At 48.5% G+C, this 13388-nt stretch carries 13 protein-coding genes and 2 tRNA genes; 6 read left to right on the forward strand and 9 right to left on the reverse strand.

Translation table 11 applies throughout. The features are described from left to right. The first annotated feature begins 117 nt into the window (after nt 1-117). From ACT53C_RS12350 to ACT53C_RS12365, 4 genes are all read left to right on the forward strand, one after another. Nucleotides 118-390, forward strand: a complete 273-nt coding sequence (locus tag ACT53C_RS12350) for an HU family DNA-binding protein (RefSeq protein WP_018985281.1) — start codon at nt 118-120, stop codon at nt 388-390. Between the two features lie 60 nt (nt 391-450). Then, nucleotides 451-526, forward strand: a tRNA-Val gene (locus ACT53C_RS12355). Nucleotides 527-689: 163 nt separating this feature from the next. After that, nucleotides 690-766, forward strand: a tRNA-Asp gene (locus tag ACT53C_RS12360). 332 nt (nt 767-1098) lie between these two features. After that, entirely contained in the window at nt 1099-2997 is a 1899-nt protein-coding gene (locus ACT53C_RS12365) for a SurA N-terminal domain-containing protein (RefSeq protein ID WP_476146509.1), read from the forward strand. 78 nt (nt 2998-3075) lie between these two features. Here the strand turns inward: ACT53C_RS12365 and ACT53C_RS12370 are convergent, their stop codons facing one another. The 9 genes from ACT53C_RS12370 to gloB all read right to left on the reverse strand — a co-directional run bounded on the left by ACT53C_RS12370 (nt 3076) and on the right by gloB (nt 12099). Further along, the gene (locus ACT53C_RS12370) at nt 3076-3693 is read right to left on the reverse strand and encodes a DUF1294 domain-containing protein (protein WP_476146511.1); all 618 of its coding nucleotides are present in this window, start codon (nt 3691-3693) and stop codon (nt 3076-3078) included. A 138-nt stretch (nt 3694-3831) separates the two neighbouring features. Continuing rightward, on the reverse strand, nt 3832-4449 hold the full coding sequence (locus tag ACT53C_RS12375) for a hypothetical protein (RefSeq protein WP_476146513.1): 618 nt from the start codon (nt 4447-4449) through the stop codon (nt 3832-3834). A gap of 113 nt (nt 4450-4562) precedes the next feature. Beyond that, on the reverse strand, nt 4563-4805 hold the full coding sequence (locus ACT53C_RS12380; RefSeq protein ID WP_476146515.1) for a hypothetical protein: 243 nt from the start codon (nt 4803-4805) through the stop codon (nt 4563-4565). Between the two features lie 303 nt (nt 4806-5108). Beyond that, nucleotides 5109-5894 carry an enoyl-ACP reductase FabI gene (locus tag ACT53C_RS12385; RefSeq protein ID WP_476146517.1) on the reverse strand — a complete coding sequence of 262 codons (786 nt, stop codon included), beginning with the start codon at nt 5892-5894 and terminating at the stop codon, nt 5109-5111. A 48-nt stretch (nt 5895-5942) separates the two neighbouring features. After that, entirely contained in the window at nt 5943-6767 is an 825-nt protein-coding gene (locus ACT53C_RS12390) for an ABC transporter permease (RefSeq protein WP_476146519.1), read from the reverse strand. 11 nt (nt 6768-6778) lie between these two features. Next, nucleotides 6779-7804, reverse strand: a complete 1026-nt coding sequence (locus tag ACT53C_RS12395; protein ID WP_338654154.1) for an ABC transporter permease — start codon at nt 7802-7804, stop codon at nt 6779-6781. Nucleotides 7805-7807: 3 nt separating this feature from the next. After that, nucleotides 7808-9415, reverse strand: a complete 1608-nt coding sequence (locus ACT53C_RS12400; RefSeq protein WP_476146588.1) for a peptide-binding protein — start codon at nt 9413-9415, stop codon at nt 7808-7810. A gap of 125 nt (nt 9416-9540) precedes the next feature. After that, entirely contained in the window at nt 9541-11109 is a 1569-nt protein-coding gene (locus tag ACT53C_RS12405) for a transglycosylase SLT domain-containing protein (protein ID WP_476146521.1), read from the reverse strand. A 210-nt stretch (nt 11110-11319) separates the two neighbouring features. Further along, nucleotides 11320-12099, reverse strand: a complete 780-nt coding sequence (gloB, locus tag ACT53C_RS12410; protein ID WP_476146522.1) for a hydroxyacylglutathione hydrolase — start codon at nt 12097-12099, stop codon at nt 11320-11322. A gap of 90 nt (nt 12100-12189) precedes the next feature. Here gloB and ACT53C_RS12415 point away from each other — a divergent pair, with 90 nt between their 5' ends. Next, a complete protein-coding gene (locus ACT53C_RS12415) occupies nt 12190-12969 on the forward strand; it encodes a methyltransferase domain-containing protein (RefSeq protein ID WP_476146524.1) in 780 nt (259 codons plus the stop codon). Then, nucleotides 12959-13384, forward strand: coding sequence for a ribonuclease HI (gene rnhA / locus ACT53C_RS12420; protein ID WP_194748425.1), 426 nt, complete (start codon nt 12959-12961; stop codon nt 13382-13384). Before ACT53C_RS12415 ends, rnhA begins: the two co-directional genes overlap by 11 nt. Nucleotides 13385-13388: the final 4 nt, after the last annotated feature.

Below are 13388 nucleotides of genomic sequence, written 5' to 3' on the forward strand. Positions count from 1 at the left end.
AATTGATGCGAATTATTGTCAAAAGGCCGGAATACCGCTTGACAGCTCGTTTTGCGGCTTGATATAAAGACGGTACAGGATGTACCTGTCTTTTTAACTAGTTATTAGGGGAAACACGTGAATAAATCAGAATTGATAGATCATATTGCAAGTGCTGCTGGTATTTCTAAAGCCGCTGCGGCTCGTGCTCTGGATGCAACAACTGAGGCTATTTCCGGTGCATTGAAAAAAGGTGATATGGTGACCTTGATTGGTTTTGGTACATTCTATGTAGGTGAGCGTTCTGCCCGTTCTGGCCGTAATCCTCGTACCGGCGCAACAATTAACATCAAAGCTGCTAAATCTCCTAAATTTAGGGCTGGTAAAGGCCTTAAAGATGCTGTAAACTAGCATTCTTTGGTTGAGCAGGGTTTGTTGCTTAACTGCAGTAGCAACACCAGTGGTTGTTACGGGTGCTTAGCTCAGTTGGTAGAGCGTCGCCCTTACAAGGCGAATGTCAGCGGTTCGACCCCGTTAGCACCCACCAAACAATTTAAATTAAGAGTGCGAAGTTTGCGCTCTTAATTTTTTGAGTGACACGGTACTTAAGAAGTTACTTTAATTAGCAATGCTAAGTACCGAATAAGTAATTAAAAAAATTAGTTGATTTTATAAAAAACAATGTTATAATTTCAGCTTAACGATTACCGGGAGCGGTAGTTCAGTTGGTTAGAATACCGGCCTGTCACGCCGGGGGTCGCGGGTTCGAGCCCCGTCCGCTCCGCCAAATAAAAGCCCTGATTATTCAGGGCTTTTTTCTTTTTCAGCACCTAAAACAATCCTCATCTACTCACTAAAAAATTCCAGCATTGGTACAAGTAATTTTATCTCTGCTGAGTTTGTACAGGCTCTGTGCTGAGTGTCACGCCTTTACCGCTCGTTATCATATCTGGCTTGCAGCACTTTGATTGAGTGCGGGTTACTGGTGTGATTATTACTGTTTATTTTTCCTGCACAAATTGGCCGCGGTTATGTCTTAAAGGCGTTGCACTCAGGCGGTTTTAATCGCTTTATGGTATAGTTTGCTGTTGCAAAAAATCAGGTAATGGAAACGATAAAATGTTGGAAGCACTTAGAAAACATACACAAGGATGGATGGCAAAAATCATTCTGGCACTGATTGTGGTGCCGTTTGCATTGTTTGGCATCGACTCCTATTTGAATCAGGCGGGTGGGCAGGTTGCAGTGGCCAAAGTTGATGGCCAGAAGATATCCCTGCAGGAATATTCTAACGCCGTGGAAAATGCGCGTAACTATATGCAGTCCCAGGGACAAAAAGTCGATACGGCTTTGCTCGAAAGTCCAGCTTTCAAGCAATCTGTGCTGGAAGGCATCATTACACGTCGGCTGATTGAAGGCGCGATTCATGATTACCGCTTTAAAATCAGTGATGAGCAACTCAGCCAGCATATTCTTGGCATGCCGGAGTTTCAAAGCAACGGTAAGTTTTCTGAGGAAACCTACAACCAGTTGCTGACACAAAACAAGCTGACACCAGCCAAATTTGAGCAGAGCATACGCAAAGACCTCGCGGTCCAGCAGGTAAGAGAAGGCCTGAGCAATCTGGTCTTTATGCCGAAAAAAGTCGCTGAGCAATCGCTGATGTCCGAGTTTGAACAGCGTGAAGTCAGCGTGACCGATATTAAAGTAGCTGACTTTATGAATCAGGTGACGGTGACGCCTGAGCAGGTACAAGCGTATTACAACCAGCATAAAACTAAATTCATTGCACCTGCCAAGGTGAAGTTACAGTTTGCTTTGCTCTCTGCTGCAGGCCTGATGGGCCAAGTCAGCGTGACTGACCAAGAAGTTAAGCAATACTATGATGAAAATGCGGCTAAATTTCAGGGCAATGAACAACGTCAGGCCAGCCATATTTTGATCGGTTTTAATAGCACTGCCACGCCTGCTGAAAAAGCCGCTGCCAAAGAAAAGGCAGAGTCCATTCTCAAGCAAGTCAAGGCCAATCCTAAGAGTTTTGAAAAGCTGGCAATTGAGTTTTCACAAGACACAGGCTCAGCAGGCAAGGGCGGCGATTTAGGCAGTTTTGGCCGTGGTGCGATGGTCAAGCCTTTTGAGGATGCAGCTTTCTCAATGAAGGTTGGCGATATCAGCGATTTGGTGGAATCCGAGTTCGGCTACCATATCATCAAGCTGACAGGCATTACAGGCGAGTCTTCTGATTTTGATTCGATGAAGCTCAAAATTAAAGCTGAATTGTTGTTCCAGAAAGCACAAGCTAAATATGCTGAGTTGGCCGATGATTTTGGCAATACTGTGTATGAGCAATCTGGCAGCCTGGAGCCAGCGGTCAAGAAATTTAACCTGCAATTGCAGTCTTCTCCAGCCATGAGCAAAGATGAAGTCGCCAAGTTCTTCAAAAGCGATCGTTTTGCTTCGTTGGTGTTCTCCGATGACGTGCTCAAAGATAAACGCAATACCGAAGCCGTTGAGGTATCACCGAATAACCTGGTGTCTGCACGCGTGGTTGAGTACAGCCCAGAAGCGCCTCGTAGCTTTGATGAAGTTAAAGCCGGTATTGAAGGCTTGCTCAAAGCTGAAGCCGCAGATAAATTGGTGCAGCAAAAAGGCGAGGCCTTGTTGGCTGAGCTAAAGGCCGGTAAAGCAAGCAATGCAGACTGGATTACGCCCGTGACGGTTGATCGCAGAAATGCGCAAGGCTTGAGCGATGGTGTGATGAGAAATGTGTTCAAGGTCAACACACATGCACTGCCAGCATACTATGGCTTTAACGAGGCCAACAAAGGCTATACCGTGATTAAAGTGATTGCGGTGAACCAGAAGCTCAAAGACCAGCCAGATGTGGCTGACAGAGCCTTTAAGGTGTATCAGATGGCACTGGGGGCAGAGATGTCACATGCTTATGTGGCTTCACTCAAAGCCAAGAAAGATATTCAGTTCAATGCCAAAGTGTTGTTATCCAAAGGTAACGAATAATTAGCGAACTGAAGTGAAAAAAGGAGGGCATAGCCCTCCTTTTTTATTTCATGTCACTATGTTAATTAATACACCTGGCTAATTTAAAAATGTGCCAATCACGCGCTCTGTAAAAGCAAATCCATCTATGGAAAGCAGCCACGCTAATGTCGCGCAGTTCAGAATAATAGTTGCCCAAAAAATCACTTGAAAAGAAAGCTTCTTTGATTTGTGTCGAAACAGTTTCTGGCCAATGATGGCCCCAGGCCAGCCACCGATCAAGGCTAATAGATGCAAGGTTTTTTCAGATGTACGTCTATTGTTCTGGCTTGCAGCCATTTTATCCAGTATATAAACAATCAGTGTGCAGCTGCTTACCAGCAAATAGATTCCTAACACCCATAATTGTAGTTTTCCGGCGAAAACGGATATTGCCATGCAAACAAGAAAAATGATGGCAAATAGCAATAGAAACTGCCCATCCTTTGATCGCGATGGTGCATCAATGTATTGAACACGCTCGGCTTTTAATTTCCCACTCGCATCTTTAGTGACTTCATAACTCACAATCTCGTTGCCAATCGGGCGTCGATGATGGTTTGAAAATGCAGTGATATGAACAAACACTTGCTTTTCGCTACTATTGGGCGTGATAAAGCCAAAACCTTGTTCGTCTTTCCATGAAGTAACTTTGCCTTGATAACGAGTGTCACTCATATTTAGATATTGTCGTTATTAGCTACTCTTTGTAGTTAACGTTTGAACTAAGGGGCTGGCGACAATGGTGCCAAAACCCTCGTTATTGAAAATTGGTTCATCGAAGCGCGCTTTCGCCAGTCCCGCTTGATGGATGGGTTAGCCATTTTTAATTCTTTCTAGCCATTTTTCAGCAAACAATTTTGCGTTCTGATGCGGGGCACTTTTTATTGCACTCTCCACAAGTTTAATTGATTCAGCTTTCTTATTTAAATACATCAGTAGCCAACTATACTCTTCATACTTCAGTATTGGATTCTCTTGGTTTTGATAAAACTCAAGCACTCCCTCTAGCGTCCTAAATTGCTCAAGTATAGCTAAACCGTAACTAGAAACGACATGTTTAACATCGGCGCATATTTCAAGCAGAGTTACTTGAGAGGTTTCAAATCCAAGCGACCAAAATCGAGCTGAATCTTTATCAAGACCTCTTAAGCTCACTTCAGCAAGTGGGGGATAGTTTTGTCCTATCAGTCGATTTGAAAAACTATCTGAATGCTGTGGGTATCTGAAAACTAAATAATCATAGTGGGTAACTGTAGCAAAAATCTGAAATTCATTCCCCCCCTGGTTTGACCAGCATAAAATAGCCCGACTTAAATCGCCTTCATTGATTTGGCTTCTAAGCCCATTTTTCTTGAAACCCAAAGGCTTTAAAATCTCATAATGCAATCTTTTAAAAACTTCATCCTTAGTTTTTCCGAAATTTGTAGGCATGGCTAACGTTTGAAGTAAGGGGCTGGGGACAATGGCGGCTCAACCCTCGTTATTAATAATTGTTGATTCAAAGCGCAATTTCGCCAGTCCCGCTTGACTGATGGGTTAGGCTTTTACTTACTAGCCTTAAATACATAGCTAACAATAACCAACACCATACCGAGCCCAATAAGAAAATAAATGAATGAACTATCATTCTCAGTAGGGACAACTCTCATAAATTGCGAACCATCACCCTGAAAATGATTTTTCAAGGAAGCCAAAAAGCCAACAGGCAATAATTCAGCAATTGGCGATAGTAAAATTGCTCCCAACGCTGCAATTGCTACGCCAATCCAAAATAATATGTTTGCCATGATTGAATGCCTAACGTTAATTAGACCCTAAAAAGCGCCCATAATATTGTATGTAGTCGGGGGTCTATAAATATATAAAATTAATTATTTATTAAAATTCAATGTGTTATTTATTTTTCGTACACCATTGTGATGGGGGCGGTTTTTAGTGCACCTTTTATTTATTTTATGTTTCTGAGTGCCATGAATAAGATACATTTAATTTAGCGTATTGTGGTTTAGCAATGCAAGTACATAGTGTTGAGTAATAAAAAACGCCTGGCTTTTTACAGCTCAGGCGTTTTGTTTTACTAGCGGTCAGCTTTAGTCGATTTGACCGGCAGCAGTGATGTTCATACCACCATCAACATAAGTGATTTCGCCAGTAACGCCAGAAGCCAGGTCGCTGGCCAGGAAGGCGGCAACGTTGCCGACTTCTTCAATAGTGACATTACGGCGCAAGGCGGCGTGTTTTTCGTTAAAGCCGATCATTTTGTCAAAGTCAGCGATGCCGGAAGCAGCCAGCGTTTTGATTGGGCCGGCAGAGACTGCGTTAACGCGGATGCCACGTGGGCCCAAGCTCTGTGCCAGGTAACGCACGTTGGCTTCTAAGCTGGCTTTGGCAACGCCCATGACGTTGTAGTTAGGCATGGTGCGCTCTGCGCCCAGGTAGCTGATAGTCAACAGGCTGCCATTGCGGCCTTGCATCATCGGGTAGGCTGCTTTGGCCATCGCAGAGAAGCTGTAGGAGCTGATATCGTGTGCAATGCGGAAATATTCGCGGTCGATTCTTTCGAGGTAGTCACCATCAAGGGCGACTTTAGGGACGAAAGCAATCGAGTGCACCAGGCTATCCAGGCCATCCCAGACTTTAGCCAGCTCTACAAACAGGTTGTCGATTTGTGCATCTTCAGCAACGTCACAGGGGAGAACGATCTCGGATTCAAAGTCTGCGGCCAGGTCACGTACACGCTTTTCGTGCTTGTCGACTTGATAGGTAAATGCCAGTTCGGCACCTTCACGTTTCATTGCGGCTGCGATGCCATAAGCGATTGAACGGTTGCTCAGCAAACCGGCAATCAGGATTTTTTTTCCAGCAAGAAATGCCATGCTTGTTCCTGTGTGGTTGTTAGTTCGTTTGGTCAGTTGATTGAAGGGTTAGCGTACTGTGTTGGAGCGTGGGTCGAACACATCCCGCAGTCCTTCGCCGAGCAGATTATACCCTAACACCGTGATTAAAATGGCAAGTCCGGGAAACACGGATAACCACCAGGCAAACTGGATGTACTCTTTACCATCGGTGAGGATGTTGCCCCAGGAGGCTTGCGGCGGTTGCACGCCCAGACCTAAAAAGCTGAGGCCAGACTCAAGGAGCACGGCGCTGGCGATGCCCAGCACAACACTGACCAGAATAGGGGTGAGGCTGTTAGGCAGGCAATGCTTGAAAATAATGCGACTGTCCAGAGCACCGAGCGCCGTGGAAGCGGTGACAAATTCACGTTGTGTCAGACTCAGGAATTCAGCGCGCACCAGCCGCGTGACGCCCATCCAGGAGGTGAGGCCGATGACCACCATGACGTTGGTGATCGAAGGGCTTAAAAAGGCAATCACGGCTAAAATCAAGAAAAAACTGGGAATAGACAACATCAAATCAACCAGTCGCATGATCAGCGTATCTACCCAACCACGATAGTAGCCAGCTAAAGCACCGAGCACGACACCGATGGCAGTCGAAATCCCCACCGCGACCAGGCCTACCAATAGCGAGACGCGGCCGCCAAACAGCATCCGGCTCCAGACATCCCGTCCCAGACCATCGGTGCCCATCCAGTGCAGGCCCGAAGGCCCCACCAGAATCTGCTTGACCTGGATCGCATCCGGGTCATAAGGGGCAATCCAAGGCGCAAGTAGCGCCAGCAGCAAGATGATGCTGATAATGATCAACCCGGTTAGGGCTAAGGGATTCTGCAGGACTTTTTTCATGTCTGGATAGCCTAGCGTTGTGGCATGACCCCTTTACGCAAACGCGGATCCGCCCACGCGTAGGCCAGATCAGCCAATAAGTTGCCCACCAGTGTCAGGGCTGAGCCTATGGTGAGTATGCCCATGACGACCGGGAAATCACGCATCATCACCGCTTCATAAAAGAGTTTACCCATGCCTGGAATGGCAAAAATGGTTTCTGCAATCACCGAGCCGCCAATCAAGCCCGGCAGTGACAGGCCGACCAAAGTAATCAGTGGTAGCAGGGCATTGCGCAGAGCATGTCTATAAGTCACGACCCGGTCACTCAAGCCCTTGGCGCGGGCGGTGATCACAAAGTCTTGGCTCAATACGTCCAGCATGCCGTTTTTCACAAACATGGTGACACCTGCGAGGCCCGTCAATGCTGGAATGATCACAGGCAAACACAAATGCATGAACAGATCCTGTGCTTGCTGCCAGGCGTTGAGTTGGTCGTAGTTGAGGCTATGCAGGCCAGAAATCGGAAACCAGGGGTGAATCACACCCAGCCAGTACATCAGCAACAGGGATAACCAGAAGCCGGGGATAGAAAAGCCAATAAAATTAAATAAGGTAATGCTTCGATCTTGCCAATGACCATGTTTTTTGGCCGCCATGACACCCAGCGGAATCGCAAGGCTCAGCGTCAACAACAAACCAACTAAATTCATGAGCAAGGTCACTGGCAAGGCTTCTTCAATCATGCCCTTGGTGGTATTGCCGTCTTTGTCGGTTTCTGACCAAAACACCGGTTTTTGATGGCTGGCAAACGAATGGCCGAAATCAAGGTGCACCATGCGCTCCAGCCATAAGCCATACTGCACGATAATGGGTTTATCCAGATGATAAAGCTCACGCAGTTTTTGCCGTGACTCTTCTGAGGATTTGGGGTCGAACGCAGATTCCGTACTGGTGATATCGCCAGGCGCCAGATGCATGATAAAAAACGAAATCAGACTGATGCCGATCAACATCGGGATCATCCATAACACACGTCTGATTAAATAACGTAGCATGTTTTATTCAGCCTGTATTTGCGCGCGGCGCAGCGGCGCCGGAATATACCATTTTTGTGAGTCGTAGCCGACACCCGCCGGAGGTATAGGATTCATAATCCCTTGCACACGTTTGTGGATGGCGGTCAGCCCGTAGCCGGCAGACAGGTAAACCAGAGGACTATCGTCATAGAGGGCCTTGGCGAATGCATGATAAATCTGCATGCGTTTTTCCGGGTCAAACTCAAGTCGCCCTTGCTCCAGCAGATGGTCTACTTGAGGATTGTGGTAGCCGATAAAGTTGAATTGTCCGGGATTCTGCTGACTGGAATGCCAGATATTGTACTGGTCAGGGTCCAGACCCAGTCCCCAGCCCATTACCACGGCATCAAAATTACCCGGTTTGATAAAATTGGTCAGTAAACTGGCCCATTCCAGCGTACGCAAGCGGGTATCAATCCCGACTTCCTTGAGTCTGCGCTGAATAATGACCGAGGTTTTCTCGCGCTGCTTGTTACCGAGGTTGGTCAGGATTTCAAATGACAATTTTTGACCATTTTTGTCTAGATAACCGTCGCCATCGCTGTCTGTGTAACCTGCTTCGGCTAGCAATTGTCTGGCTTTGGCCGGATCGAAGGCATAGGGTTGAAGATCAGGATTGCTCCAGCGCGTGCCCGGCTTGTACGGGGAGGCAATCGCAATGCCGAGGCCAAGATAGACGCCATCAATAATTTCCTGTTTATCAATGGCATAGTTGATCGCTTTACGCACACGCACATCATCAAATGGTTTGCGTTTGAGGTTAAAGCCCAGGTAGGTATAGCTGTTGCCTAGCTCTTTGTATTGGTTGAGCCTGGCTGCGAGTGCCGGACGCGAAGGAATAATGCGTGCATAGGTAATCGGATCCATGTTCATGCTATCAATATGGTCCGCCATGAGCTCGAGAAATTGGGCGGCTGGATCAGGGATCACGCGTTCGACCAGCGTTTCGATGTTGGCGGGTCCCATCACAGACTTGGGGTTGCGGCTTAATTTGATGTATTCGCCGTGTCGCCATTCCTGAAGCTGGTAATAATGACTGCCTAACGGTTTTTGCGCAAAACTGGTGGTATGTATATCCTGTCCTGCCAGTTTGTGTTTGGGCAGCACTTGCAAACTGGCCCAGCTTTCGAGCGCGGGTGCAAAGGGCTGCGAATAGTGCACGATAAACGTTTGTGGATCTGGCGCTTCTGCCTGGGTGACGAGTTGATAATCAGAGGCATAAGGGCTATGCGTTTTTTCGTCTGTGATCAGCTGCCAGGTGAAAAGCACATCCGCACTGGTAAGCGGCTTGCCATCGGCCCATTGCAGATTGGGTTTGAGCTTGAAAGTGATGGTCTTATTGTCGTCTGCGACTTGCCAGGAAGCGGCTAATTCGCCGGCCAAATCCAGATTCTGGTCGTATTTGAGCAGTGAATTAAACAGGTAACTGCCAATTGCCAGCGAGGCGGATTCGCCAGCCACCATACCGATCATGCTGCTCGGATCTGAGGGCATGGCGCTCATCAGCGTGCCCCCGGCCTGTGGTGGGTAGGCATGATCAAACGCCAGTGTCTCCTGGTTGGCTTGCTCTGGACTACAGGCTGACAGCATGGCCGCCAGAGCCATGGTCATCATGGCATGGCGCACATATCCTCGGCGCTTGCCTTGCGCATTCTGCGGATGAGACACAACGTGCAAATTGAGCGGTGAGTGTGCAGTGCGCATGATGGGCCGATTTAATGTTTGCTGGACTGACTTTTCTTATGATGCGATGTTGTGCTCTTTTTAGCTGAATCTGATGAAGAGGCGCTATGTTTAGTGTGGCTGCCTGCTTTCCTAGTACCAGATTTTACGCTTGTTTTCGAGTCATGCGATTTTCCAGAGTTCCCTTTACTTGATTTGCTGGCATGGCTTTCTTGTTTTTGCAGTTGCAATACCTGGCCAGCCGCCAGTTTTTTAGACTTGAGATGGTTTTGTTGCATGATTTGCTGGCTGCTAATGCCATAGCGCTTGGCTAGAGTAGACAAGGTCTCGCCAGCTTTCACTTTATGGGAAATAGTCATTGGTTCGCTGGATGACTCTTTTTCAACCGGCACTTCTACGGAAAGTTTAGCCATGGCTGCAACATCAATCGGTTTGGTCAGACCAGCTGACTCCACGCTGGCGGGCACTAATAATGGTCGACGGACAATCAGATTGCGATTCGGCTTTAGGTTATTGGTTGCGCTCAATTCGTAAATACTGATATCAAACTTGCTGGCAATCACACCCAGGCGCTCACCACGCTTGGGCTGGTAGCTGTGCCAGTTGGAGAGGGGACGGTTATACGCATTCAGATTTTGTGTAAAGTTGCTGGCCGCCCAGGTTGGTAACAGAAGTTTTTGATAACTGTTTTCCGTGATGAGGACCGGCCGCGTAAAACTTGGGTTGAGTGCGCTAAACTCCTCCAGCGTAATCCCTGCCAACTCTGCTGCCAGTTTTGCATCAATCTTGTTGGGGGCCTGGACGGTGGTAAAGTAAGGCCGGTTTGGAATTTCGTTGAGCGTCAATCCATATTGTTCAGGCCGGAAAATAATGTTTTTGATGGCCTGCAGCTTGGGCACGTAATTGCGAGTTTCATCCGGTAAGGACAAGTGCTGGTAATCGGTCGGCAAGCCCAGGCGCTCATTGCGCTCGATGGCGCGTGCAACCGTACCTTCGCCCGCGTTGTAAGCGGCCAGTGCCAAGTCCCAGGCGCCAAACATGGTATAAAGCTTTTGCAGATAATTGAGCGCAGCCTGGGTGGCGGCAGTCACGTCTTTGCGTGAGTCTTTCCAGTAGTTCTGCTTGAGGCCAAAGTCTTTGCCGGTAGAGGGGATGAATTGCCAGATACCTGACGCCTTGCTGGTAGACAGCGCTTTAGGGTTAAAGCCGCTTTCTATCATGGGCAGTAGCGCAATCTCGGTGGGCATGCCTCTTTTTTCAACCTCAACAACGATGTGGTAAAGATACTTTTTACTCCGCTCCAGCATGCGTGAAACGTAGTCTGGGCGAGAGGCGTACCATTGTTCGTGTTTGTTGGTGTAGCTTGAGTCGATGTCAGGCATGTTAAAGCCATCGCGCACGCGGTCCCACAAGCTGTTTTGCAAGGTCAGGCTATCTTCAAACTGATAACTGGAGGTGTAGCCTTCTACGCCAGTCTCTCCATAGCTTTCGTCATAACTGCCATTGTCATCGGACAAGGTGGCTGGTTCCACGTATTCAGCCGATCCGCACCATGGCGAGGCTGACAGTGCAATGCAGACGATGAATCTTTTAAAACGCATGACGGTAATACTTTATCCTGAGAGTGTTGTGCATCCGGCAGGGCGGATACACATGGATTGCTAAATCCGGATGGCCGTAGCGGCCGCGCCGATCTGTTTGAGATAGGCCTAACGCACACAAGCGCTTTAAGGAGGACATCATTCTACGTTAAATTCGGGGGGAGACAAGCCCTTGCCAGCGAGCCCAGACTGTGCATCAATGTTGCGCGATCAGAAGTCATTGCGACGGGTGCGGATCTCGGTAAACACTTCCAGCGCCGAGCGCGATTGAAATTCAGGGCGCAGACGCAACTGTTCACAGCGCAAAAACGGATTGGTCGCCAATTCTTGTGCCAAGGACGTTGGCAGGGTGGGGCGTTGCTGATGGCGTAACTCGCGGGTGGTTGCGATACGTTGGAGTAATGCGCGGTTATCCGGCTCTATGGTCTGCGCAAAAGCAAGATTGTGCGCGGTATATTCATGCGCCGGGTAAACGAGTGTTTCTGGGGGAAGCGCGGCAATCTGTTGGAGCGAGACATACATTTGTGCAGGCGTGCCTTCAAACAGGCGGCCGCACCCTGCACCAAACAGAACGTCGCCGCTAAACAAATGCTGCTGATTGACATAATAAGCCACATGATCAAGTGTATGGCCCGGCAGCGAAAGCACTTCGCAGCTTATTATGTCTTCTGGCAGCAGACTGATAGTGTCCCCGGCGTGGACGGGGATGGTCTGCATGGCCTGATAAGACGGCTGTGAACTGTCCGGGGCATAGACAGGACAGCGCCAATGCTTTTGCAATCTGGCAGCGCCGCCCACATGGTCTGCATGATGATGTGTGAGTAAAATCCCTTTTAAGCTCAGTTCTCTCTTGCTCAAAGCCTCTTCAACCACGTCGGCATCGCCCGGATCAACCACCCAGGCCAGCGAGCCAGACTGAATTAACCACAGATAATTGTCGCTAAAAGCGGGCAGGGGGATGATTTCTATACTTGCAGAACTTTTGTCCATCACGCATCATTGAAAAAATCATGATGCTTGTCAAGGGAGATGCCCTGGACGGTATTCAAGAGGTGTTTTAAGTGCGTGAGGGAATCTATCTTGCAATCAAGCCAGTCAGTGTTCTTTGAACAAATGCCTCTGGGTCAATATATTGTCGCGCGTGAAACGCCTTTGTACGCGCAAGCCGTGGCTGATGTGTTCGGCTTTCATGCCCTGCAGATCGGATGGTCTGCGCATGACCTGCTCGAGCAGTGCCGGATTCCTTACAAACACTCCCTGCAGCTAACCGCCTCGGCCAATGCCTCGTTATTATGCGAAAGCGAGTTTTTGCCATTTGCCGAAAATTCGGTTGACTTGGTTTGCATGCCACATGTGCTGGAGCAGTGTGCGGATCCACAGCAGACGTTACGCGAAGTGTTTCGGGTACTGGTGCCTGAAGGTAGTTTGGTGCTGACCGGGATTAGCCCTGCCAGTTGTTTGGGTATGCGCGCCAGAGTCGGGCAATTCAGGCAGGCAGGCGGTTTCAACAGATTGTTTACAGTCTGGCGCATTCGTGACTGGTTGAGTGTATTGGGATTTGAGGTCGTGCGTAGTGGTTATTTGATGCACGCTTTTCCATTCAATGATCCTGACTGGCTGGCGCGCCAGTCTTGCCTGGAACGGTGGGGGCCACGCTTGTGTGGCATGAGTGGTGGCATTTATTTCCTGATCGCCAAAAAAAGAGTCCTCAACATCCGTTTGTTAAAACCAGACTGGAAAATGTTGCCGCTGAATCCGGCGTTGCAGGTCAGAAAAGGCCGTTCCAGCATACAAAAAAACGGCCAAAAGCAGTTAGAATGCGCGGATGTCGAATCAACAATGGATAGAAATGTACGCTGATGGTGCTTGCAAGGGCAACCCTGGCGTCGGTGGCTGGGGGGTCTGGCTTAAAGCGGGCTCGCACGAAAAATCTCTCTACGGTGGCGAAGCGCTGACCACCAATAATCGTATGGAGCTGACGGCGGTGATTCAAGGCTTGCAAGCGCTCAAGAAGCCTTCGCATGTCAGGGTGTATACCGATTCCAGCTATGTGCAAAAAGGCATGACCGAGTGGTTGGCAGGCTGGAAGCTCAAGCAATGGCGTACGGCGGATAAAAAGCCGGTTAAAAATGCGGATTTATGGCAACAGTTGGATGTCATCGCCCAGCCTCACCAGATTGAATGGATTTGGGTGAAAGGTCATGCTGGCAACGAGGGCAACGAGCGTGCGGATGCCTTGGCAAATCAAGGTGTATTAACCGTGGCGATAGGATAGGAGT

The sequence above is a fragment of the Methylophilus sp. DMC14 genome, assembly GCF_056314085.1.

Excerpts from the sequence above, each read along its gene's own strand:
- ACT53C_RS12365 (WP_476146509.1), top strand. The coding sequence starts at position 1,099 with ATGTTGGAAGCACTTAGAAAACATACACAAGGATGGATGGCAAAAATC.
- ACT53C_RS12370 (WP_476146511.1), bottom strand. The coding sequence starts at position 3,693 with ATGAGTGACACTCGTTATCAAGGCAAAGTTACTTCATGGAAAGACGAA.
- ACT53C_RS12375 (WP_476146513.1), bottom strand. The coding sequence starts at position 4,449 with ATGCCTACAAATTTCGGAAAAACTAAGGATGAAGTTTTTAAAAGATTG.
- ACT53C_RS12380 (WP_476146515.1), bottom strand. The coding sequence starts at position 4,805 with ATGGCAAACATATTATTTTGGATTGGCGTAGCAATTGCAGCGTTGGGA.
- ACT53C_RS12385 (WP_476146517.1), bottom strand. The coding sequence starts at position 5,894 with ATGGCATTTCTTGCTGGAAAAAAAATCCTGATTGCCGGTTTGCTGAGC.
- ACT53C_RS12390 (WP_476146519.1), bottom strand. The coding sequence starts at position 6,767 with ATGAAAAAAGTCCTGCAGAATCCCTTAGCCCTAACCGGGTTGATCATT.
- ACT53C_RS12395 (WP_338654154.1), bottom strand. The coding sequence starts at position 7,804 with ATGCTACGTTATTTAATCAGACGTGTGTTATGGATGATCCCGATGTTG.
- ACT53C_RS12400 (WP_476146588.1), bottom strand. The coding sequence starts at position 9,415 with ATGCTGTCAGCCTGTAGTCCAGAGCAAGCCAACCAGGAGACACTGGCG.
- ACT53C_RS12405 (WP_476146521.1), bottom strand. The coding sequence starts at position 11,109 with ATGCGTTTTAAAAGATTCATCGTCTGCATTGCACTGTCAGCCTCGCCA.
- gloB (WP_476146522.1), bottom strand. The coding sequence starts at position 12,099 with ATGGACAAAAGTTCTGCAAGTATAGAAATCATCCCCCTGCCCGCTTTT.
- rnhA (WP_194748425.1), top strand. The coding sequence starts at position 12,959 with ATGTACGCTGATGGTGCTTGCAAGGGCAACCCTGGCGTCGGTGGCTGG.